This is a genomic window from Vreelandella malpeensis, assembly GCF_020622355.1.
GTDB lineage: Bacteria > Pseudomonadota > Gammaproteobacteria > Pseudomonadales > Halomonadaceae > Vreelandella > Vreelandella malpeensis.
The window spans coordinates 181,650-204,058 of the sequence record NZ_WHVL01000003.1; the positions used below are offsets into that span (position 1 = coordinate 181,650).

Below are 22,409 nucleotides of genomic sequence, written 5' to 3' on the forward strand. Positions count from 1 at the left end.
GCAAAAGTAGCGTACAGGGACGTATTCACAGCGCCCTCTCGTAGGCCTACCCCCGGCGCCCCCCTGCAGCGAGAACCCGTCAGAACAAGTGATACCGCTGCGCCAGCGGCAGCTCCGTGGCAGGCTCGCAGGTCAGAAGCTCGCCGTCGCAGCGCACTTCATAGGTCTGCGGGTCCACGGTGAGTTCGGGGCAGGCGTCGTTGAGCTTCATGTCCTTCTTGCGAACCCCGCGCACGTTCTTGCACGCCGAAAGCGTGCTTTGAAGCCCCAGACGCTCCTTGAGCCCGGCGTCAATCGCTGCTTGGCTGACGAAGCTCAGCCGCGTCAAGCTCGCCGCGCGGCCAAAGGCGCCGAACATCGGGCGGTAGTGCACCGGCTGGGGCGTGGGAATCGAGGCGTTGGGGTCGCCCATGGGCGCGGCGGCGATCATGCCGCCCTTGAGGATCAAGGACGGCTTCACGCCGAAGAACGCCGGTTTCCACAGCACCAGATCGGCCAGCTTGCCTACCTCGACGGAACCCACCTCGTGCGCAATGCCATGGGTAATCGCCGGGTTGATGGTGTACTTGGCGATGTAGCGCCTGGCGCGAAAATTGTCCGCCCCCAGGGCCTGATCTTCCGGCAAGAGGCCGCGCTGGAGCTTCATCTTGTGCGCGGTCTGCCAGGTGCGGCAGACCACTTCGCCCACCCGACCCATGGCCTGAGAGTCCGAGGCGATCATCGAGATCACGCCGAGATCGTGCAGGATGTCCTCGGCGGCGATGGTCTCACGGCGGATGCGCGAGTCGGCGAAGGCCACGTCTTCCGGGATGTTGGGGTCCAGGTGGTGGCACACCATCAGCATGTCCAGGTGCTCGTCGATGGTGTTGACCGTGTAGGGGCGCGTCGGGTTGGTGGAGGACGGCAGCACGTACTCGAGCGAACAGGCGGTAATGATATCCGGCGCGTGGCCGCCGCCCGCCCCTTCGGTATGGTAGGTGTGGATGCCGCGCTCCTTGAACGCCGCCAACGTATCCTCGACGAAGCCGGACTCGTTGAGGGTGTCGGTGTGGATCGCGATCTGGACATCGTACTTCTCCGCCACGCTCAGGCAGGTGTCGATGGAGGCGGGCGTGGTGCCCCAGTCCTCGTGGAGCTTGAGGCCCATGGCCCCGGCCTCGATCTGCGCCTCGAGCCCTTGCGGCAGGCTGGCATTACCTTTGCCGAGCAAGCCGATGTTCATGGGAAGCTCGTCCACCGCCTGGAGCATCTTGCCCAGGTGCCAGGGCCCCGGCGTGCAGGTGGTGGCATTGGAGCCGGTGGCGGGGCCGGTGCCGCCGCCGAGCATGGTGGTCACGCCGCTCATCAGCGCCTCTTCCACCTGCTGCGGGCAGATGAAGTGGATATGGGCGTCGATGCCGCCGGCGGTAAGAATCTTGCCCTCTCCTGCGATGATCTCGGTGCCCGGACCCACCACGATGTCGACGTCCGGCTGGGTGTCCGGGTTTCCCGCCTTGCCGATCGCCGCGATTCGCCCCGCCTTCAAGCCGACATCCGCCTTGACGATGCCCCACCAGTCGATAATCAGCGCGTTGGTGATGACGGTATCCATCACGGCATCATCCACGCGCTGGCTCTGGCCCTGGCCGTCGCGGATCACCTTGCCGCCGCCGAACTTCACCTCGTCGCCGTAGTGGGTGGCGTCACGCTCGACCTCGATCCAGAGCTCGGTGTCGCCCAGGCGCACCCGGTCGCCTACAGTAGGGCCGTACATGTCGGCGTAGGCCTGGCGGCTGATCCTGTTGGTGGTCATTGCGCGTCTCCCCTGGTGTCGTCAAGCGGCCCCATCACGTCGCCGCGAAAACCGTAGATTTCGCGCTTGCCGACGAACGGGATCAGCGTGACCTCGCGGGTCTGGCCCGGCTCGAAGCGAATCGCCGTGCCGGCCGCCACGTCGAGGCGAAAGCCGCGGGTCCTGTCGCGGTCGAACACCAGCGCCGGGTTGGCCTCGGCGAAGTGGTAGTGGGAGCCAAGCTGGATGGGCCGGTCACCGGTGTTGGCGACCTCGACGGTGATCCGCTCGCGACCGGCGCAGAGCTCGATCTCGCCGTCTTTCAACTGGTACTCGCCGGGAATCATGGCGCTCTCCTGTCAATGGCTAGTTGATGGGCGTATGAACGGTCACGAGCTTCGTGCCATCGGGAAAGGTCGCCTCGACCTGCACCTCGTCGACCATCTCGGCCACGCCCTCCATCACGTCGTCACGGCCGAGAATCTCGCGACCGAAGCTCATGAGCTCGGCCACGCTCTTGCCGTCGCGGGCGCCCTCCATGATCTCGAAGCTGATCAGCGCCACCGCTTCCGGATAGTTGAGCTTCAGCCCGCGCGCCTTTCGGCGCTCGGCGAGCTGCGCGGCGGAGAACAGCAATAGCTTGTCCTTGTCTCTCGGGGTCAGTTCCATGGGGTCGTCCTCTTGAAAGTCGATGATGGGTCAGGTGAGCCAGATGCGCGGCGTGTGCGCCTCGCGGCCGATCAGGCGCGGACGCAGAAGCCGCCAGGCCTGCTCGCACAGCGCCCAGGCATCTCTTCGCGAGCCGCCCAGATAGCGCAGCAGCAGCACGCCGTGGCGCGCAGTGACCGCCCAGTGCGGGCAGGCGATAAGCGTCTCGCGCAGCGCCTCGATGGCGGCGTCGACCTCTTCGAGCCCGACCGCCCAGAGCGTGGCCTGCACCGTGGCCCCGCCCTGGCCCCAACGGCCGGCAAAGCGCGGGTGCAGCGGGTCGAGCGGCTGGCGCTCGAGCCACAGGGGCTTGTCATCCAGGGTCAGGCGAAAGTGCTGTTCGATGCGCCCCGTGACGAACGGAAGCCGACTGGCCGGGCGGCCCAGCGCCATCATCTCCCAGCCAAGGCACTTTGCGCTGCCGTGAAGCGCGATATGGGTGCGCTGCTCGCCTTTCGAGCCATCGAAGGCGATGGTCTCCTGGGGCAGCCACTCGAGTACTGCGCCGTCCTCCACGGTGAGCGCGGTGCGCTGGCTCCAGGCCACGTCCTGGCTATCCGCCTTGTAGAGCTTGTTGGCGGCGGGCGTGGTCAGGAGCGCGTGGGCGCCCTTCTCCACGTGGGCGGAGATCTCCAGCGCATCGCCGCTGACCAGGCCCCCGGGCGGGTGCAGCAGGTAGGTATGGCAGGCATCAAAGCGGCCCTCCGGGTAGAACGGGCGCTGCACGCGAAGCGGGCCCTGGTGGCGGGCCTGCACCATGCGCGTGGTCTGGTCGCGCCGAGCGAAGCGCAGCGACAGCCGCGCCGCCCAGCGGCGCTGACTATCAAAGCGGTGGCCGGAATCCGTAGGCGAGGCGTCGCAGTGACGTGTCATCATGAAAGAGTCGTTTTGCTTGAAGTATTCATGAGCAGGAAAATGCAATTTATGCGCCAAAATGGTGAACATCAGAGAAGCCGTGCTGTGCTTCCCCTATCTCATATAAGCAAGCCGCACCAGTTGCACCAAAATAATTCACTTGTCACTCAAAGGCACCAACGTGGCGCATTCACTCGCCTGGCTTTATAGGACAAAACACCACACCTGGAAACGCATGTGCAGCAGGCTTTTACGCTACCATGGCGCCTCCAGTCAGCGGGTTTCTGATCGATCCGAATCCGCTACCCATGATGGGTCCCGCGACGGCCAACGTTTGATAATGAGTGCTCCTCGTGTCACTTCAGCGCTTTACGCATAGCCATTGTTATCGCCTGGCGCTTCTTGCCGCGCTGACGGCGATGCTGTTGCTGCTGATTGGCCCGCTGATTTCGCAATCCCAGGCGGGACATCACGATCATCACGCCGGTCACCCTCATGCAGCTCATTCGCATGATGCTCACTCAGCCCACCCTCACGCTCATCAATCAGCGCACTCTCATTCGAGCCACGCCTCCCCCCAGACGCTAGAGCCGATCTTCACCTGGTTTCACGAGTGCGGTTACTGCTCGCTCTGGCAGCAGTTTCCCACCGCCCACGCGGTGGTGCCCGGCATCGCCCGGCAGGCGTTCATCGCGCATGCACCACCGAGTCGGCATTCGCCGCAGGCGCTTCCTCCCTGCGATCACTACCCTAACGCACGACCCCGCGCCCCTCCTCCCTTTCCAGATGTGTAAGAAATTCCCCCACCGCTGACTGACGGGTCTCGTCCCGCTCGGCCAAGTGGTGTGTACATAAAAGAAAGGGATCATTATGCCAATTTTCAACAAGGGGCATGGCGCCATCGCGCCTGCCTGCGCGTCACTCGAACAACTGGGGCGACGCCCTCTTACTCTGAGCGTGGCGCTGGCCTCGACGCTGCTGGCGCATACGGCAGCCGCACAGTCCGACTTCTCGTCCATGCCTCACCGCCATACGCTGGAGACTTTGGTCGTGACCGGCGTTGTCCCCAGCTCGCCTCTGACCGTCGAGACGGACCCGCGCATTCCTCGCCAGCCGGCGCCCGCCAGCGACGGCGCCGACTACCTGCAAACCATTCCGGGGTTTTCCGCCATTCGTAACGGGGGCACCAACGGTGACCCGGTCTTTCGCGGCATGTTCGGCTCACGACTTCGTGTCCTGACCAACGGCAGTCAGATGCTGGGCGCCTGCCCGGCCCGAATGGATGCGCCCACGTCCTACATCTCGCCGGAAAATTACGACAGCCTCACCGTGACCAAGGGGCCGCAGTCGGTTATCTGGGGCCCGGGAGCCTCGGCCGCCACGGTACGCTTCGACCGCGGCCCGGAAGCGTTCAAGGAACCAGGCACGCGCATCGATGCCAGCGTCATGACCGGCACCTACGGCCGCTTTGATCGACGTATCGATGCCGCCCTAGGCAATCAGCAGGGGTACCTTCGCTTGACCGGTAACCAGTCGGAAGCCAACGACTACAAGGATGGCAACGGCAACGTGGTGCCCTCGCAGTGGGACAAGTGGAACGGTGACGTCGCCCTGGGCTGGACACCGGATGAAGATACTTGGCTCGAGGTGACCGCCGGGCGGGGCGACGGCGAGGCGCGCTATGCCGGCCGCAGCATGGACGGCAGCAAGTTTCTGCGCGAAACCGTCGGCCTGCGCTTTCGTCGCGAGAACCTGAGTGAGCACTGGAAGCAGCTGGAGATGCAAGCCAACTACGCTTACGCCGACCACATCATGGACGACTTTACCCTGCGCGAGCCTGGCCATATGGACATGGGGCACGGGGGTGGCATGGACATGGGCGACAGCATGGACATGGGCGACAGCATGGATATGGGTGGCGGCATGGACATGAACGAAGGCATGGCCATGCGGGTTGATCGCCGTACCCGCAGCGCGCGCCTCGCCTCCACCTGGGAGTGGGAAAACACGACCTGGATCGCCGGCGTGGATGCCGAACGCCAGATTCATCGCAACGAGGAAGGCAGCCATTGGCAGCCGGACTACGCGCTGACCCAGTTCGGCGCTTTTAGTGAAGTCACCCGCTTTATCGGCGAGCGTGAGCGTGTGATCGGCGGCGCCCGCCTCGACCGCTACCGCGCAAGCGATGAAAGCCTGGCCACCGCCACCGCTGGCCAGACCCGTCGCGATACGCTGCCCAGCGCCTTCTTGCGCTACGAGCAGGATCTTGCGAGCACGCCTGCCACGTGGTACGCCGGTGTCGGCTACGTCGAGCGCTTCCCCGATTACTGGGAAATGAGCGTCTATAATGCCGGGCCGGAGGGCAGCCTGAACGCCTTCGACGGCGTACAGCCTGAAAAGACGACCCAGCTCGATATCGGTGCCCAGTACACGACCGAGCGTCTGAACGCCTGGGTCTCGGGCTACGCCGGCGTGGTCAACGACTTCATCTTGTTCGATTACGCCGCCCCCATGGGCAACGCCCAGATCGGCAACGTCGATGCTCAGATCGCCGGGGCCGAAGTGGGCGCACGCTACCAGTTCAGCGACCACTGGACCGGCAACGCCTCGCTTGCCTACGCCTGGGGACGCAACCGCGATGATCACGAAGCGCTGCCGCAGATCCCCCCGCTGGAAGCCAATCTGGGCCTGACCTTCGAGCAGGATGCCTACTCCATCGGCGGGCTCTGGCGTGGCGTGGCGGCTCAGAACCGCATCGCTCGCGACAAGGGCAACGTGGTCGGTCAGGATCTGGAATCCACCGCCGGGTTTGGGGTGTTCTCGCTCAACGGTGCCTACCGGGCAACGAACTACCTCACTTTGAGCCTGGGTGTGGATAACGTCTTCGATACCACCTACACCGAGCACCTGAACCTTGCAGGCAATGCCGCCTTCGGCTACCCCGCCGATCTGGACACCGGTATCAACGAGCCCGGCCGCATGGTCTGGGCGCGTGCGGACCTGCGTTTCTGATCGATATTCGACTCTTTTCCACGTAGTCAAACAAAGGCCGCCCCACGTGGGCGGCCCGGAGAAACACCATGTCCAACATGACATTGGAGTCAGGACAAAAGTCACGTGCGTCCGATCTCTACCGCGCCGTCTGGCGCTGGCACTTCTACGCGGGGCTTCTGGTCCTGCCCTTTCTGATCACGCTCTCGATCACCGGGGCGTTGTATCTGTTCAAGGACGAGATCGATGCCCTCGTCCACGCCGATGTGAAACGCGTCGCGGTGCAGGAAACCCTCCAACCCCCCTCGACACTGGCCAGTGCCGCGCTCGCGGCGCATCCGGGCACCGCCGTGAAGTACACCGACCCGGCAACACCCCGAAGCTCGGCGGAAATCACCGTCAATACCCGCGAAGGGGAGCGCCTGGCAGTGTATGTGAATCCTTACACCGCCGAGGTACTCGGTGCGATGGACGACCGGGGCACGATCATGTGGACGGTGCGCTACTTGCACAGTTTCAAGCTCTTTGGTGCCACCCCGCGCAAGCTGATCGAGATCGTCGGCGGCTTCTCGATACTGCTGGTGCTGACCGGCATTTATCTCTGGTGGCCGCGCCAGAAAGCCAAAGGCGGCGTGGTGAGCGTGCGCGGCGCGCCGAAAAAGCGCGTCTTCTGGCGCGACTTGCACGCGGTTACAGGACTGTTCGTCGGCGGCTTCATTGCGTTTCTGGCGATCACCGGCATGCCCTGGTCCGGGGTGTGGGGCGGCCAGGTGAACCAGTGGGCCAACGGCAACAACTTCGGTTACCCCGCTGGCGTGCGGGTCGAGGTGCCAATGTCCGACGTTCGCCTGAGCGAGGCAACACCGACGAGCTGGTCCATGGAGCAGGCGCGAATTCCCGAGTCCACGGCGCTGGCGAGCGCGCCGGGCATCGGCCTGGACGAGGCGGTAGCCCGCTTCGAGCAGTTGGGGCTGCACCGGGGCTTCGCGGTGAGCCTGCCCGGCAGCCCCACCGGCGTCTACTCGGGCTCGGTCTACCCGGACGATTTGAGTCAGCAGCGGGTGGTGCACCTGGACCGCTACTCCGGCGAGCCGCTCGTGGACATGCGCTACGCGGATTACGGGCCGCTGGGGCGCTGGCTGGAGTTCGGCATCAACGTGCACATGGGCCAGCAGTTCGGCCTGGCGAATCAGCTGCTCTTTCTGGCGGTGTGCGTGGCGATCGTCCTGATGTGCGCCAGCGCCGGCGTCATGTGGTGGAAGCGTCGCCCGACAGGCGGCCTCGGCGTGCCGCCGCTGCCGCGAGACCAGCGCGCCTTTCGCGGCATGCTGGCGATTCTCGTCGTCGGCGGGGTTCTCTTTCCACTGACCGGCGCGGCAATTTTCGTCATGCTGATCGTCGATTGGTGTCTGGTCCGCCCTCTGCAGCAGCGCCGCCTCGCCGCACGCGGCGCTTGACCCTTTCTCCGGCTCTTTGCCACAGCCCTTTTTCCCCGGCTCGTTCGTCTGAGCCGGGGCACTTCTTCTCCCTTTTTACCGCTTGACAGACAAGTCCGCCAGCAGGAAACTTAGCAAAGGCTATACTTCTTTCCGAATGCATAATCATCGTAACGAACAGCGGGCCCGCGTCAACGCCGCTCACCATTCAAAGGGGGTCTCATGTCCATCAAACGCGCCGTCGCCGCGTTAAGTCTGCTTCCATTGAGCTCTATGGCGCTGGCGGAGGAACCACCGTTGAATGTGGTGGCCACCATCGGCATGATCGCCGACGTGGCCCGAAACGTGGGCGGCGAGTGCGTCGCGGTGGAAGCGATGATGGGACCCGGGGTCGACCCGCACCTTTACCAGGCCAGCGCCAGCGACGTGGCCATGCTGCGCAGCGCCGAGCAGATTCTCTACTCGGGCTACGCGCTCGAGGGCCAGCTCGGCTCGGTGCTGGAGAACTTCGCCAAGCGCACGCCGACGCTCGCCGTCGCCCCCGCGTCGATCGAGGAGGAGGCGTTGATCGCCTCTCAGGGCACCTATGGGGTCGACCCGCACCTGTGGATGGACGTTTCGCTCTGGGCGCAAACCGTCCCGACCTTGCGCGATACCCTGATCGAGGCGCGCCCGGCATGTACCGCGACCATCGAGGCCAACGCCGAGCGCTACGCAACCGAACTTCTCGCGCTGCACGAGTGGATCAAGCAGAGCATCGCCAGCATTCCCGACGAGCAGCGCGTGCTGGTCACCGCCCACGACGCCTTCAGCTACTTCGGCCGCGCCTACGATATCGACGTCGAAGGCATCCAGGGCATCAGCACCGCCACCGAAACCGGCATTGCCGATATCCGCAACATGGCCAATAGTGTGGTGGAGCGCAACGTACCGGCGGTGTTCGTCGAAAGCACCATCAACCCGCGCACCATTCAGGCGGTAATCGACGCGGCGGCCCAGCAAGGCCACGAAGTGGTGGTCGGCGGCGAGCTTTATTCGGATGCCATGGGAGACGAGGACACCGTCGATGGCACCTACATGGGCATGCTCTACCGCAATACCGAGCACATCGTCGAGGCGCTGGGCGGCACCCTGGCGCCCCTGCCGGAAGCGCTCAACGACTGGGCAAGCGAATGGCAGCTCGATACCTGACGATAAAAGGCACTCTTGATGGCACCACCCGGTAACGCCGAGCCGGCGCTCAGCATCCACAACCTGACCGTGAGTTATCACAATCAGCCCGTGCTGTGGGATATCGAGCTCGATATTCCCGCCGGCGTCATGGCGGGCATCGTCGGCCCCAACGGGGCGGGCAAGAGCACGCTGATCAAGAGCCTTTTGGAGCTGGTGCCGTCGCTCTCCGGCGAAGTGCGGGTGCACGGCAAGTCCTACGCCTCCCAGCGCAAGCGGGTGGGCTACGTGCCTCAGCGCTCGAGCGTGGACTGGGACTTTCCCACCACGGCGCTCGACGTGGTGATGATGGGCCTCTATGGGCGCCTGGGCTGGTTCCGCCGCCCGGGCCGACGCGAACGCCGCGAGGCCATGGAGGCGCTTGCGATGGTCGGCATGACCGACTTCGCCGAGCGCCAGATCAGCCAGCTCTCCGGCGGCCAGCAGCAGCGGGTGTTTCTGGCACGCGCCCTGGTCCAGCAGGCGGACGTCTACTTTCTCGACGAGCCCATGGCCGGGGTGGATGCCACCACGGAGCGGGCGATCATCGAGATCCTGCGCCGCCTGCGCGATCAGGGCAAGACCGTGATCGTGGTCCACCACGACCTGCAGACGGTGAGCACTTACTTCGACTGGCTGCTGCTTCTCAACGTGCGCGTGATCGCTGCAGGCAACGCTCAGGACGTCTTCAAGATCGACCACCTGCGCAAGGCCTACGGCGGCCAGATCGCCCTGCTCGGCGATCACGACTCGCTGATGTTTCCCGCCTCGAAGGTGACGTGACGCCATGGCCTGGCACGAGCTTCTATCGGACTACACCTTCCAGAACGTGGTGATCGGCGCAGCACTCCTGGGCCTGATCAGCGGGCCGCTGGGCTGCTTTGCGGTGCTGCGCCGCCAGAGCCTTCTGGGCGACGCCATTTCCCACGCGGCACTTCCCGGCATCTGCCTGAGTTTCATCATCACCGGCAGTCGCGATCTGGGTGGCATCATCATCGGTTCGCTGGTCACCGGTACGCTGGCCGCGCTTTTGATGCTGCTGCTCACGCGTAAAAGCCGGCTGAAAACCGACGCCGGGCTGGGCATATGTCTGAGTCTTTTCTTCGCCGTCGGCATCGTGCTGCTCACCTATATTCAGGGCACCCGCAACGCCGCCCAGGGCGGGCTCGAGGCCTTCCTGTTCGGTCAGGCGGCTGCCACGCTGCGTTCGGATCTATGGGTGATGGGGGCGATCACGCTGGCCACCCTCACGCTGCTCGCCGCGTTCTGGAAACAGGCCAAGCTGGTGACCTTCGACGCCGAGTACGCCCGCACGCTCGGCATGCCCGCTGCCGCCATCGAGGCTGCACTGACCGCCATGGTCACGCTGGCGGTCGTGGTCGGTTTGCAGATGGTCGGGGTGGTGCTGATGGCGGCGATGATCGTCGCCCCGGCGGCGGCGGCACGCCAGTGGAGCCGCCACTTGGGCGGCATGCTGGTGATCGCCGCGGCGGTGGGTATCGCCAGCGGCGTGACCGGCGCGAGCATCAGCACGCTCTCGCGCGGGCTCGCCACTGGCCCATTGATCGTGCTGACCGCTACCGCCATCGTGCTGGTGTCGCTGGCACTGGCGCCGGGGCGCGGGCTTTTGTGGGGCATCGTTAAACACTACCGCCAGAAAGCCGACCTGCAGTCGCGGCAGCTTCTCTATGCGCTCTACAGGCACCCCGAGACACCGCCCCGAACCACGCTGGGCGCCCGGCGCACGCTGTCGCGGCTGGCGCGCAAGGGCTATCTCGCCCGCACTGAAGACACCGCCGGCGTGACGCTCACCGACGCCGGGCGCGCCCGCGCCCGTCAGGTCGTTGCCGCTTTCGAGGAGGCCACGCCATGATCGAGGAGCTCTTGAACGCCACGGCGCTGCCGATCATCCTGGTCGGTGCCATGGTCGGCATCGCCTCTTCGGCGGTGGGCACCTTTCTGGTGCTGCGCGGCAACAGCATGCTGTCGGATGCGATCAGCCATTCGATCGTCTTCGGCATTGTCATCGTGTGGATCCTGACCGGCCAGCAGAGCGGGCCGGTGCAGCTCATCGGCGCCGCCTTGACCGGGCTTCTGACGGTCTTTCTCACCGAAGCGCTCGCCGGCACCAAGCGAGTGAAGCAGGACGCCGCCATCGGGCTGGTCTTCCCGGCGCTGTTCTCGGTGGGGGTGCTATTGCTCAATATCTACGCCCACGACGTGCATATCGACACCCACACGGTGCTGCTGGGCGAGATCGGCTTCGTCTGGCTCGACACCGTGGAGCTCTTCGGCCTGCCGATTCCCCAGGCGCTGGTGACGATGAGCGCAATGACGCTGATCAACTACGCGTTCATCGGGCTGTTCTACAAGGAGCTCAAGCTCGCCACCTTCGACCCGGCGCTGGCCAAGGCCTTCGGCTTCATGCCCACCCTGCTCTTCTATGGGCTTTTGATGCTCACCAGCTCCACCGCCGTGGCGGCGTTCGACGCTGTCGGCGCGGTGCTGTTCATCGCCTTCGCCATCGTGCCGGCATCGGCGGCGTACCTGCTCACTGACCGGCTGTGGATGATGTTCGTCATCGGCGCGCTGATCTCGATCGCCTCGAGCGTTCTGGGCTACTATCTCGCCGTACACTTCAACGTCTCGATCGGCGGCATGATGGCGGTGATGACCGGGGTTTTCCTGATCCTCGCCTTTCTGGGCGGGCCGCGCTACGGCGTGATTGCGCGGCGGCTGCGTCGCCGCCGTTTGGCGCCGGCCGCCAAGATATAAACACCTGGAGAAACCCGCCGACGCGCAGGGAGAGTGTCATGAGCCAGAATCCGTCCGACCGCCGTTCGCAAAAGCAGAGAATGCTCGCCGGCGACCTCTACACCGCCGATGACCCGGAGCTCGCCCGGGAGTCCGAGCTCGCCAAACGGGCCATGGCCGAGTTCGCCCGGCACTACGAACACGACGTGAACGCCGCTCACGCCGTCTTGAAAGGCTTGTTCAAGCGATTCGGCGACACCGCCCACATCCGCCCGCCGCTGTATGTCGACTACGGCTACCACATCAGTTTCGGTGAAGGCTCCTTCGCCAACTTCGGGCTGATGGCGCTGGACGTGGCCCCCATCACGGTCGGTCGCGACGTCCAGATCGGCCCCAACGTGCAGCTTCTGACCCCGACCCACCCGCTCGATGCCGAGGCGCGCCGCCAGAAGCTCGAAGCCGGCGCTCCCATCGTCATTCACGACAACGTGTGGCTGGGGGGTGGGGTGATCGTGCTGGCCGGTGTCACCATCGGCGAGAACAGCGTGATCGGCGCCGGCGCCGTGGTGACCCGGGACATTCCCGCCAACGTGGTGGCCGTCGGCAACCCGGCGCGGGTGATTCGTCGTTTGCCCTGAACCCGCTGAGCGAGTCTGCCGGTGTCGAACCCGGTGTGGATAACTCACACCGTCAGGTGAGTCTTGATCAGCTCCTGAGATAGCTCGCTGATTTCACCTTTCGCCACCGGACGGCCGCGGTCCATGATCACGAAGCGGTCGGCGTATTTTCTAGCAAAGGGCAGTTTCTGCTCGACCAGCAGTACCGTCAGGCCGTCCTCTTCGATCAGCTGGCGGATGACCTGGCCGATTTGCGCCACGATATTGGGCTGGATGCCTTCGCCGGGCTCGTCGAGAATCAAGAGTTTGGGCTCGATTACCAAGGCACGCCCGATGGCGAGCTGCTGCTGCTGGCCACCGGAGAGATCCCCGCCCCGGCGGTACTTCATCTCCTTGAGCACCGGGAAGAGCTCATAAATGCGCTCGGGAATTCGCTTCAGGCCGTCGCTGCGGGCGGCCAGGCCCGTGCGCAGGTTCTCCTCCACCGTGAGCAGTGGAAAGATCTGGCGACCCTGTGGCACGAAACCTATCCCTAAGCGCGAGCGCGCCTCGATCGCCTTTTTGGTCAGCTCGACCTCGCCATTTTCCGCCTGGAATCGGAGCGCGCCGCTTTTCACCGCTACCTCCCCCATGATCGCCTTCATCAGCGTGGTCTTGCCCACGCCGTTTCTGCCCATCACGCAGGTGCACTGGCCCTTTGGCACCTCAAGATCCAGATCCCACAGGGTGTGGCTTTCGCCGTAGAACTGGTTGAGCTTGTCAATTGCGAGCATCAGGCCACCTCCTCGTCCGCGCCCAGGTACACCTCGATCACCTTCGGGTCGTTCGATACCTGATCCATACTGCCCTCCGCCAATACGCTTCCCTGGTGGAGCACCGTCACCTTGCGCGCGATGGAGCGCACGAAGCCCATGTCATGCTCCACCACCACCACCGACTGCTGGCCGGCAAGGCTCGTCAGAAGCTCGGCGGTGCGCTCCATTTCCTGTTCGGTCATGCCGGCCACGGGCTCGTCCACCAACAACAGGCGCGGACGCTGCATGAGCAGCATGCCGATCTCGAGCCACTGTTTCTGGCCGTGGGAGAGAATGCCCGCGGGTCGATGCCGCAGCGCCGTCAGACCGATGAGCACCAGCACCTCATCGATATGATCCTGGATCTCGCCGGTCATGCGCGCGGTGAGGGTGGCCAGAATGCGCTTGTCCGCCGCCATGGCAAGCTCCAGGTTCTCGAACACGCTGAGCGCTTCGAACACCGTGGGTTTCTGGAACTTGCGCCCGATGCCGAGGCTTGCGATCTCCGGCTCGTTCATGTGCAAGAGGTTGTGACGGCTGCCGAACCAGACGCTGCCCTCATTGGGACGGGTCTTGCCGGTGATGATGTCCATCATGGTGGTCTTGCCCGCGCCGTTGGGGCCGATGATGCAACGAAGCTCACCGTCGTCGATGGTCAGGTTAAGCTTGTTGATCGCCTTGAAGCCGTCGAAGCTGACGCTCACGTCTTCCAGGTAGAGGATCGGGCCGTGGCGCACATCCACCCGAGAGCTCTGAGGGGCGAGAAAGTCGAACACCCGGTCGCGGCTCTTGATCTCTTGCAAGAAGCTCATGCGCTCGCCTCCTGTGGTTGAGTGACATGGCGCCGGCGCAGGTGAGCGAAGAGCCCCGCCACGCCTTTGGGCAAAAGTACCGTGACCAGCACGAACAGCCCGCCGAGGGCGAAGAGCCAAGCGTCCGGCATCACGCCGGTGAACACGGTCTTGGCGTAGTTGACCAGAATCGCGCCGATCACCGCGCCATAGAGCGTCGCCCGCCCACCGAGTGCCACCCACAGCACGATCTCGATGGAAAACAGCGGCGAGAACTCGCTCGGGTTGATGATACCCACTTGCGGCACGTAGAGCGCCCCGGCAACCCCGGCCAGCATCGCCGAGACCACGAAAACGAAGAGCTGGAAGCGCTCGACCCGGTAGCCGAGAAAGCGCGTACGTGCCTCGGCATCGCGGGTGGCCACGCACACCCGGCCAAGCTTGCTGGTCACGATCGCCCGGCACAGCAGGTAGCCCAGCGCCAACGCCACGCCGGACGCCAGAAAGAGCCCAAGGCGCGTGTCACTGCTGCGCAGGTTGAAGCCGAGAATCTCGCGGAAGTCGGTGAGGCCGTTGTTGCCGCCAAAGCCCATCTCGTTACGAAAGAACGCCAGCATCAGGGCAAACGTCAGCGCCTGGGTGATGATCGAGAGATACACCCCGGTCACCCGCGAGCGAAACGCCAGAAAGCCGAACACCAGCGCTAGAAGCCCCGGCGCCAGCAGTACCATGGCAAACGCAAACCAGGCCATGTCGAAACCTTGCCAGTACCAGGGCAGGCTTTCCCAGTTGAGAAACACCATGAAGTCCGGCAGCACCGGGTGGCCGTAGGTACCGCGATCGCCGATCTGACGCATCAGGTACATGCCCATGGCGTAGCCGCCGAGGGCGAAAAAGGCCCCGTGCCCGAGGCTCAGAATGCCCAGATACCCCCATACCAGATCCACCGCCACGGCGAGCAGCGCATAGCTCAAGTACTTGCCGAACAGGTTCACGGTGTAAGCGTTCACGTGCAGCGCATGGCCCTGAGGCAGCGCCACGTGCAGCACGGTGACCAGCGCCAACGCGGCCAGCAGCACGCCGAGAAAGAGCTGAGTGGTGCGCTCGCCGAAGGGGCGCAGCAGCCAGAAACGAGTCGAATGCGATGATGTCATCGGTTAGCCCTCCGCCGCGCGGCCCTTCTGCGGGAAGAGTCCCCGCGGGCGCTTTTGAATGAACAGGATGATGAACACCAGCACGATGATCTTGGCCAGCACCGCCCCCGCCCAGGGCTCGAGCACCTGGTTGATCACACCCAGCGACAGCCCCGCCACGAGTGTGCCCCACAGATTGCCCACGCCGCCGAACACCACCACCATGAACGAATCGATGATGTAGTTCTGGCCCAGGTTCGGACCGACGTTGGTGAGCTGGGAGAGCGCCACGCCGGCAAGCCCGGCGACTCCCGAGCCCAGCGCGAAAGTGAGAATATCCACGCGGGTGGCGCGAATGCCCATCGAGCGCGCCATGGCGCGGTTCTGCGTCACCGCGCGCACCTCCAGCCCCAGGCGCGTGCGGCGCATGACCAGCATCAGCGCCGCGAACACGAAAAGCGCAAAGCCCATCACGTAGAGACGGTTGAGCGTCAGCGACAGCGCGTCGTTGATGATGAGTGACCCGCTCATCCACTCCGGTGTCACCACCGTGCGGTTGAGCGGCGAGATCACCGTGCGCACCAGCTGCTGCAGGATCAGGCTGATGCCGAAGGTGGCCAGCAGCGTCTCCAGCGGGCGCCCCTTGAGAAACTGAATCACGCTGCGCTCGATGGCGATACCGGCCAGGGCCGCCACCACAAAGCCCGCCGGGATCGAGAGCAGCAGCGCAAGGCCGGGCTGGCCGGGCAACAGCTGCTGCATCATCCAGGTGGTGTAGGCGCCGAGCATCATCAGCTCGCCGTGGGCCATGTTGATCACGCCCATCACGCCGAAGGTGATGGCCAGCCCGATCGCCGCCAGCACCAGTACGGAGCCAAGACTCAGGCCGAAGTAGAGCGTCTCGACGCCGCGGTTGATCTTCAGGTTCTGCTCGACGCTTGCAAGCGCCGCGCGAGCGGCGTCCGCCACCGCCGGGTCGTCGGCATGGGTGGCGCGGTTGAGTGCCACCCGGGCGCGCGGGTGGAGGCTTCCGGCCAGCGCCTCGACGCCTTCCATCTCACCGTTTTCTGCCTGATGGATGGCCACTGCTTGCGCCAGGCGCCGGCGCACGTAGTCGTCCTCAGCCTCCTCGATCACCGGCGTCAGGGTCTCGAAAAGCTCGTCGTCCACCTCACCCAGGAGGCGGTCGGCGGAGCTGCGCCGGCGCTCGACGTTGGGGGAGTAGAGATCAACCACGGCGATGGCACTTCTCAGCTGGTTGCGCAGCGCATTGTTGATGCCGATACGGTCGAGCTCGCGGCGCGATAGTTCGCCCAGCGGCTCGCCGCTGAGCGCATCCTCGACGGGCCAGTCGCGCCCGGTATTGTTCAGCACGACCACGAAGCGCCCGTCGTCCGTGCGCTGCAGGCGGCCGTCGAGCAGCGCCTGCAGCCACTCGCGGGCGCGCTCGTCGTCGCTCTGCAGGATGGCAGTGATCGCTTCGCCCTTGGCGCGGTAGGAGTCGACGTCCAGGGTTTCGAGCAATCGATAGCCCGCATCATCGGTCGGCGGAGCGTCGGTCTGGGCTAGTGCTGCGGGCAGCAGGCCCAGCAGGAGCGCGCACACGAATGCCTTGGAAAGGAAGCGCCTCATGGGGTTGTTCCTTCGAAAAGAGGTGAAGAGACAGCGTGCTCCCTTGCCGCCGGGCGGCGGCAAGGGGTTGGGGCGTTACTCGGCGAGTGCCGCTTCGGCTTCTTCTACCGCGGTGCTGCCACCGCACGAACCGTTGACGACGTTGAAGTTGCCGCACTCCATGGGCTTGCGCCAGTCCGCGATCAGGTCGCGAGACCCCGGCAGGAAGTCGGACCAGGCGTCACCGGCCACGGTGGAGGGCGTCTGCCAGACGATGTCGAACTGGCCGTTGTCCTGCACTTCGCCGATCAGCACTGGCTTGGTGATGTGGTGGTTGGGCATCATGGCCGCATAGCCGCCGGAAAGGTTCGGCACGGTCACGCCGATGATCGCATCCTTCACCGCGTCGACGTCCGTGGTGCCCGCCTTGCGCACCGCTTCCGCCCACATGTTGAAGCCGATGTAATGGGCCTCCATCGGGTCATTGGTCACTGCCTCCTCGTCGCCGGTCCAGTCTAGCCAGGCATCGATGAAGTCATAGTTCTCGTCGGTGTCCACGCTCATGAAGTAGTTCCAGGCCGCCAGGTGGCCGACCAGCGGGCCGGTGTCGATGCCGGAAAGCTCCTGCTCGCCCACGGAGAAGGCGATGACCGGAATGTCCGCAGCGTCGATGCCCTGGTTGGCGAGCTCGCGGTAGAACGGCACGTTGGCGTCGCCGTTGACGGTCGAGACGACCGCGGTGGGCTTGCCCTCTTCGCCGAAGCGGCGAATCTCGGAGACGATGTTCTGCCAGTCCGAATGGCCGAAAGGCGTGTAGTTGACCATGATGTCCGCCTCATCGATGCCGTGCTCTTCCTGTAGATAGGCCTCGAGGATACGGTTGGTGGTGCGCGGATAGACGTAGTCGGTGCCGACCAGCGCGAAGCGCTCGATGCCGACTTCATTGATCAGGTAGTCGACGGCGGGAATCGCCTGCTGGTTGGGTGCCGCCCCGGTGTAGAAGACGTTCTCGGAAGACTCCTCGCCTTCGTACTGCACCGGGTAGAAGAGCAGGCCGTTGAGTTCCTCGAACACTGGCAGCACCGCCTTGCGCGACACGGAGGTCCAGTTGCCGAACACCACGTCCACTTCCTCCTGGGCGAGCAGCTCGCGGGCGCGCTCGGCGAACAGCGGCCAGTTGGAGGCCGGGTCGACTACCACGGCTTCGAGCTGACGCCCGAGCAAGCCCCCGGCCTCGTTCTGCTGCGCGATAAGCATCTCGACGGTGTCCTTGAGCGTCGACTCGCTGATCGCCATGGTGCCGGAGAGCGAGTGCAGGATACCGACCTTGATCGGATCATCGCTCTCCTGGGCGACGGCCTGGGTACCCACGCCCATCACGGCGGCGGCGAGAAGGGAGGTGACGAAACGGCGAGAAAGCGGGTTGTGCGTTGGAATGGCCACTTGGATCTCCTTGCACCCTTTTCGAAGGGCTCGTTGTTTGAGCGGCGAACCGGTCGATTACCGGCGCGCGAAAGCATCGCCCAGAGCTCTTGCAAGGGATGCGCCAAGCTGAAGCCTTGCCGACTCACTCCTTTCTAATCAATCGGTTGGAAACACTCACATTGTCGTTTCGATGTTTGGCTGCACTATGCTGGACCAAAACGCCGCCCAACGTGCACGCTGTCAACGCACCAAAATGAAAGGGCGCACCAAAAGCGTTCGCCAACGCCTGAAACTAAAAAAGCGCCCCGCAGGGCGCTTGGTAAAAAGACGTCGCTGCGCGATCAGGCCTTGCGGCGACGCTTCTTGATCAGCGGCAGCGTCAGCGACAGCGCGGCGATGACGAGCAGCGACAAGGAAATGGGCTTGTCGATGAAGGTCATCCAGTCGCCGCCGGAGATCTGCAGCGCCCGGCGCATGGACTCTTCCATGATGTTGCCGAGAATCAAGGCCAGGATCAGGGGGGCTGCCGGGAAGCCGAACAGGCGCATGCCGAGACCCAGGACGCCGAAGCCGAGCAGCAGCAACAGGTCGAACACGCTGAAGCTCATGCCGTAGACGCCGATCATGCAGAAGATCAGGATCAGCGACAGCAGCAGTGCCTTGGGCATGTCGAGGATCTTGGCAATAAAAGGGATCAGCGGCAGGTTCAGCACCAGCAGAAAGATGTTGCCGATGTACATGCTCGCCACCACGCCCCAGAACACGTCCGGGCGCTGTTCGAGCATCATCGGCCCGGGGTTGACGCCCATGACCAGCAGCGCCCCGAGCAGCACCGCAGTGGTACCGGAACCCGGTACGCCGAGGGTCAGAAGCGGCACGAACGAGCCGGTGCAGGCAGCGTTGTTGGCGGCTTCCGGAGCGGCCACGCCCTTGATGTTGCCCTGGCCGAAGGTATCGCCGTCCTTCGCGATCTTCTTCTCCATGCTGTAGCCCAGAAACGAGCCGATCGTGGCGCCAGCACCGGGCAGTACGCCGGTGAAGAAACCGAGCACCGAGCCTCTGCTCACGGGGCCTGCGATCTCACCCACTTCAGAGCGGGTCAGCTTGAGCGAGCCGATGGCGTTGCGCGGCCCCTCCTTGCTGTCACCGCCGCGCAGCAGCATGTAGAACACTTCGGCGAGGGCAAAGATACCCAGCGCCACCACCAGGAAATCGATGCCGTCGAGCAGGTTGATCGAGCCGAAGGTGAAGCGCTCGGTGCCGGTCTGCATATCGATGCCGACGATCGAGATCATTACCCCGATCACGGCGGCGATCAGCCCCTTGACCAGCGACTTGTCCGATAACGACACCACCGCGGTCAGGCCTAGCACCATCAGGGCGAAGTACTCCGCCGGCCCGAAGCTCACCGCCACCTTGGACAGAAGCGGTGCTACCAGCATCAAGAAGACCACGGACACGGTGCCGCCGATGAAGGAGGCATAGGCGGCGATGGCCAGGGCCTTGCCGGCCTGGCCCTTCTTCGCCATCGGGTAACCGTCGAAGGAGGTGGCAACAGTGCCCGCCACCCCCGGTGCGTTCAGAAGGATCGACGAGGTGGAGCCGCCGAAGATAGCGCCGTAGTAGACGCCGGCCATCAGGATCAGTCCCGAGGAAGGCTCCATCGAGAAGGTGATGGGAATCATCAGCGCCAAGGCGCTGATCGGGCCAAGGCCCGGCAACATGCCGATGATGGTACCGGCGAACACGCCGGCGAAGACGTAGGCGATGTTGATTGGCTCGAGCGCAATGCTGAAGCCATACATGAGATTGTTCAGAGCATCCATGGGCGTGTCTCTCTAAAACAGGATCGAAGGCGGCGTTCAGGCAGGGCCTAGAACGGCAGCACGCCGGTGGGCAGGTAGACGTCCATCACGCGGGTCATCATCAGATAGAGCCCCAGCACCACACCGAGGGTCACCGCCAGGGTGACGGAGTGGCGACGATATCCGTAATACACCGTCAGACCCACGCACAAGAGCATGGAGGCGAGCACGAATCCCAACGGCACCAGCAAGAGTGCATAGGCGGCCACGGCCACGACGGTAACGATCACCCGCGCCCAGGGAGTGGATAGTAGTGGCCCGCGCGGCGCGTCCGGGTCGATGGTGTCGGCCCCGGCCAGTGGTGCTGGCGGCTCGAAGAACAGAAAAGCGGACAGAATCAGCAGCGCAAAGCCCAGCACCTTGGGAAAGAGGTCCGAATCCACCGGGCGCGGCAGCGGGAATGTGGCGATCTGCCAGGCCATGGCGATATAGGCCGCCGCCACCAGGGCAAGCACCAGCGCCAGCCACTGATTGGTATTGAGTCGAGTCATGGAGGTTCTCCGATAGACATGCCGTGAGGCAAGCATGCACAAACGCCCGGCGACAGCGACGCCGGGCGTGTCGTTCTAGTGCTTTGTTACTGGCGCAGAAGGCCCAGGTCGCCCAGCACGCTGCTGAACTGTTCTTGCTGAGCGTCGAGGAAGTCGCCGAACGCTTCGCTGTCCTGGTAGGCGTCGATCCAGCCCAACTGGTCGCGAGCGCGCTGCCAGCCATCGGTCTCGAGCATTTCGGCGAAGAGGTCTTCGTAGTAGGCCACCGCCTCGGCAGGCATGTCCGGCGTGCCCATTACGCCACGCCAGATATCGAAGGTGTAGTCGATCCCCTGCTCCTGGTAGGTGGGCACGTCTTCCAGCCCCCCGCCCAGACGCTCTGGCGCGGACACCCCGAGCGCGCGCAGCTGGCTGCCTTCGCCCAGTTGGCCGACGGACTCACCGGCACCGGTGATGACCGCTTCGATATGGCCGCCCATCAGGTTGGTCATGGCATCGCCGCCGCCGGAGAAGGGTACGTAGTTGACGCTGGCGGCCTCGAGACCCGCCGCCGCCGCCGCGCCGGCCATGGAGATGTGATCCATGGAACCCGGAGCGCTTCCGCCGCCAACGCTAAGGTTGGGGTTTTCCTTGAGCGCGTCGAACAGGTCGTTCAGGGTCTCGTACTCGGAGTCCGCGGACACCAGAATGATCGAGTAGTCGGTGATCAGACGCGCGATCGGCGTGAAATCGGTGTGATCATAGCGCGAGGCGCCGGACAGCGGTACCAGGATGATCGGCGGGCTGGTGGCGAAGAGCTTGTGGGGGTTGCCGTTATCCCGGGCGATCTGCGCCCAGGCGACCGCGCCGCCGCCGCCGGGCACGTTGATCGCGGCGAAATTGCGCTCCGCCAGGCCTTCTTCCTGCAGTACGCGGGATACGGTGCGAACCAAGGTGTCCCAGCCGCCGCCGGGGTTGGCCGGCGCAACAAATTCGATCGACTTGGTGGGTGCCCACTCTTGCGCCTGGGCACTGGCAGTAGCGCCCACGAGCAATGCAGCGGGCAGGGCCAGCAGAGTGAGGCGTTTCAGGGAAGTCTTCATTGGCGTCTCCACGTATTTATGCGTGTTGTTATATCGTCTTACGCCGCGCACGTTAGAAGACCGGGGCCACGGCAAACAAGCTTGTGGTTATAAACGGCAAAAAATTCTTTATGGGCATTGTGTTCATTTTGTTCATGGCGCGCTCAGTCAGGCTCGATCAGCCGGTAGCGCCGCTCCGGGCGGCCCACGTCGCCGTAGCCGAGCTCGGCGACCACGCGCTGCTCGGCGACCAGGAACTCGAGATAACGCCGCGCCGTCGAGCGGCTCGCGCCCATGGCACGGGCCACCTGCATGGCAGTCTGCGAGGCGTGCTCGGCGCGCAGCGCCTGCTCCACCCGGTTCAAGGTGAGCCGGTCGATGCCCTTGGGCAGGCCGGCCGTGCCGGCACCGCTTGTGGCCGGGGCGGCGCCGGGAGAGAGTCTTGCCAGCATCTGGTCGAGCTCCTCCTGGCTCATCTCGTCGCGGTTGGCCATCGCTTCGCGCTCGTGGCGAAAGCGGGTGAGCATGCGATTCATTCGCTCGGCCTCGATGGGCTTGATCAGGTAGTCGAACACGCCGCCGCGCAGTGCCTCGGAGATGGTCTCGACCTCCTTGGCGGCGGTGACCATGACGATGTCCACTCGGGTATAGCGCTGACGCAGCGCCCATAGAAGCTCCAGCCCTTCGACATCGGGCAGAAAGGCGTCGAGCAGCACCAGATCGACGCTTGTGTGGTGCGCGGCCATCAATGCCCGGGCCTCGGCGGCGTTGTGGGCCACGCCCACCACGCGAAAGCCATCGCTGCGCTCGATGAACGCCTTGTGGATATCGGCGATGCGAAAGTCGTCCTCGACGATCAGAATGCCGTAGTGCGTCGCGCTCATGAAGACTCCTTGT

Annotated in this window: 22 protein-coding genes; 8 read left to right on the forward strand and 14 right to left on the reverse strand. The window is 64.5% G+C overall.

Annotation, left to right across the window (positions count from 1 at the left end):
• Nucleotides 1-79: 79 nt before the first annotated feature.
• The 5 genes from ureC to GEV37_RS09105 all read right to left on the reverse strand — a co-directional run bounded on the left by ureC (nt 80) and on the right by GEV37_RS09105 (nt 3,855).
• On the reverse strand, nt 80-1,792 hold the full coding sequence (gene ureC, locus GEV37_RS09085) for an urease subunit alpha (RefSeq protein ID WP_227389922.1): 1,713 nt from the start codon (nt 1,790-1,792) through the stop codon (nt 80-82).
• The gene (locus GEV37_RS09090; protein ID WP_227389923.1) at nt 1,789-2,118 is read right to left on the reverse strand and encodes an urease subunit beta; all 330 of its coding nucleotides are present in this window, start codon (nt 2,116-2,118) and stop codon (nt 1,789-1,791) included. Before GEV37_RS09090 ends, ureC begins: the two co-directional genes overlap by 4 nt.
• A gap of 19 nt (nt 2,119-2,137) precedes the next feature.
• Nucleotides 2,138-2,440, reverse strand: a complete 303-nt coding sequence (ureA, locus tag GEV37_RS09095; RefSeq protein ID WP_227389924.1) for an urease subunit gamma — start codon at nt 2,438-2,440, stop codon at nt 2,138-2,140.
• A 30-nt stretch (nt 2,441-2,470) separates the two neighbouring features.
• Entirely contained in the window at nt 2,471-3,355 is an 885-nt protein-coding gene (locus GEV37_RS09100; RefSeq protein ID WP_227389925.1) for an urease accessory protein UreD, read from the reverse strand.
• Nucleotides 3,356-3,690: 335 nt separating this feature from the next.
• Nucleotides 3,691-3,855 carry a hypothetical protein gene (locus tag GEV37_RS09105; protein ID WP_227390143.1) on the reverse strand — a complete coding sequence of 55 codons (165 nt, stop codon included), beginning with the start codon at nt 3,853-3,855 and terminating at the stop codon, nt 3,691-3,693.
• On the opposite strand from GEV37_RS09105, the gene GEV37_RS17090 reads away from it, so the two are divergent.
• The 8 genes from GEV37_RS17090 (at nt 3,781) to GEV37_RS16950 (ending at nt 12,362) form a co-directional block, all read left to right on the forward strand.
• The gene (locus tag GEV37_RS17090; protein WP_227390131.1) at nt 3,781-4,128 is read left to right on the forward strand and encodes a hypothetical protein; all 348 of its coding nucleotides are present in this window, start codon (nt 3,781-3,783) and stop codon (nt 4,126-4,128) included. The genes GEV37_RS09105 and GEV37_RS17090 overlap by 75 nt on opposite strands.
• A 76-nt stretch (nt 4,129-4,204) precedes the next feature.
• Nucleotides 4,205-6,346 (forward strand): TonB-dependent copper receptor, encoded by a 2,142-nt coding sequence (locus GEV37_RS09115; protein WP_227389926.1) that lies wholly within the window; start codon nt 4,205-4,207, stop codon nt 6,344-6,346.
• A 68-nt stretch (nt 6,347-6,414) separates the two neighbouring features.
• A complete protein-coding gene (locus GEV37_RS09120; RefSeq protein WP_227389927.1) occupies nt 6,415-7,782 on the forward strand; it encodes a PepSY-associated TM helix domain-containing protein in 1,368 nt (455 codons plus the stop codon).
• Nucleotides 7,783-7,983: 201 nt separating this feature from the next.
• Entirely contained in the window at nt 7,984-8,952 is a 969-nt protein-coding gene (locus GEV37_RS09125) for a metal ABC transporter solute-binding protein, Zn/Mn family (protein WP_227389928.1), read from the forward strand.
• 18 nt (nt 8,953-8,970) lie between these two features.
• Nucleotides 8,971-9,753, forward strand: a complete 783-nt coding sequence (locus GEV37_RS09130) for a metal ABC transporter ATP-binding protein (protein ID WP_227389929.1) — start codon at nt 8,971-8,973, stop codon at nt 9,751-9,753.
• A 4-nt stretch (nt 9,754-9,757) separates the two neighbouring features.
• A complete protein-coding gene (locus GEV37_RS09135) occupies nt 9,758-10,843 on the forward strand; it encodes a metal ABC transporter permease (protein WP_227389930.1) in 1,086 nt (361 codons plus the stop codon).
• Nucleotides 10,840-11,745 (forward strand): metal ABC transporter permease, encoded by a 906-nt coding sequence (locus GEV37_RS09140; RefSeq protein ID WP_227389931.1) that lies wholly within the window; start codon nt 10,840-10,842, stop codon nt 11,743-11,745. Before GEV37_RS09135 ends, GEV37_RS09140 begins: the two co-directional genes overlap by 4 nt.
• A 38-nt stretch (nt 11,746-11,783) precedes the next feature.
• Entirely contained in the window at nt 11,784-12,362 is a 579-nt protein-coding gene (locus tag GEV37_RS16950) for a sugar O-acetyltransferase (RefSeq protein WP_275951402.1), read from the forward strand.
• 44 nt (nt 12,363-12,406) lie between these two features.
• Here GEV37_RS16950 and urtE read toward each other — a convergent pair whose 3' ends face one another.
• From urtE to GEV37_RS09195, 9 genes are all read right to left on the reverse strand, one after another.
• Nucleotides 12,407-13,114, reverse strand: coding sequence for an urea ABC transporter ATP-binding subunit UrtE (gene urtE, locus GEV37_RS09155; protein WP_227389932.1), 708 nt, complete (start codon nt 13,112-13,114; stop codon nt 12,407-12,409).
• Nucleotides 13,114-13,947: an urea ABC transporter ATP-binding protein UrtD gene (urtD, locus tag GEV37_RS09160; RefSeq protein ID WP_227389933.1), complete on the reverse strand. Its 834-nt coding sequence runs from the start codon at nt 13,945-13,947 to the stop codon at nt 13,114-13,116. Before urtD ends, urtE begins: the two co-directional genes overlap by 1 nt.
• Nucleotides 13,944-15,080, reverse strand: a complete 1,137-nt coding sequence (gene urtC, locus GEV37_RS09165; RefSeq protein ID WP_227389934.1) for an urea ABC transporter permease subunit UrtC — start codon at nt 15,078-15,080, stop codon at nt 13,944-13,946. Before urtC ends, urtD begins: the two co-directional genes overlap by 4 nt.
• Before the next feature lie 3 nt (nt 15,081-15,083).
• Nucleotides 15,084-16,691 carry an urea ABC transporter permease subunit UrtB gene (gene urtB, locus GEV37_RS09170; protein ID WP_227389935.1) on the reverse strand — a complete coding sequence of 536 codons (1,608 nt, stop codon included), beginning with the start codon at nt 16,689-16,691 and terminating at the stop codon, nt 15,084-15,086.
• 75 nt (nt 16,692-16,766) lie between these two features.
• Nucleotides 16,767-18,047: an urea ABC transporter substrate-binding protein gene (gene urtA, locus GEV37_RS09175; RefSeq protein ID WP_227390132.1), complete on the reverse strand. Its 1,281-nt coding sequence runs from the start codon at nt 18,045-18,047 to the stop codon at nt 16,767-16,769.
• A 389-nt stretch (nt 18,048-18,436) separates the two neighbouring features.
• Entirely contained in the window at nt 18,437-19,921 is a 1,485-nt protein-coding gene (locus GEV37_RS09180; RefSeq protein WP_227389936.1) for a tripartite tricarboxylate transporter permease, read from the reverse strand.
• Nucleotides 19,922-19,968: 47 nt separating this feature from the next.
• The gene (locus tag GEV37_RS09185) at nt 19,969-20,451 is read right to left on the reverse strand and encodes a tripartite tricarboxylate transporter TctB family protein (RefSeq protein ID WP_227389937.1); all 483 of its coding nucleotides are present in this window, start codon (nt 20,449-20,451) and stop codon (nt 19,969-19,971) included.
• 86 nt (nt 20,452-20,537) lie between these two features.
• Complete coding sequence (locus GEV37_RS09190; protein WP_227389938.1) at nt 20,538-21,533, reverse strand: Bug family tripartite tricarboxylate transporter substrate binding protein; 996 nt, start codon at nt 21,531-21,533, stop codon at nt 20,538-20,540.
• A 143-nt stretch (nt 21,534-21,676) separates the two neighbouring features.
• Nucleotides 21,677-22,396 (reverse strand): response regulator, encoded by a 720-nt coding sequence (locus tag GEV37_RS09195; RefSeq protein WP_227389939.1) that lies wholly within the window; start codon nt 22,394-22,396, stop codon nt 21,677-21,679.
• Nucleotides 22,397-22,409 lie beyond the last annotated feature (13 nt).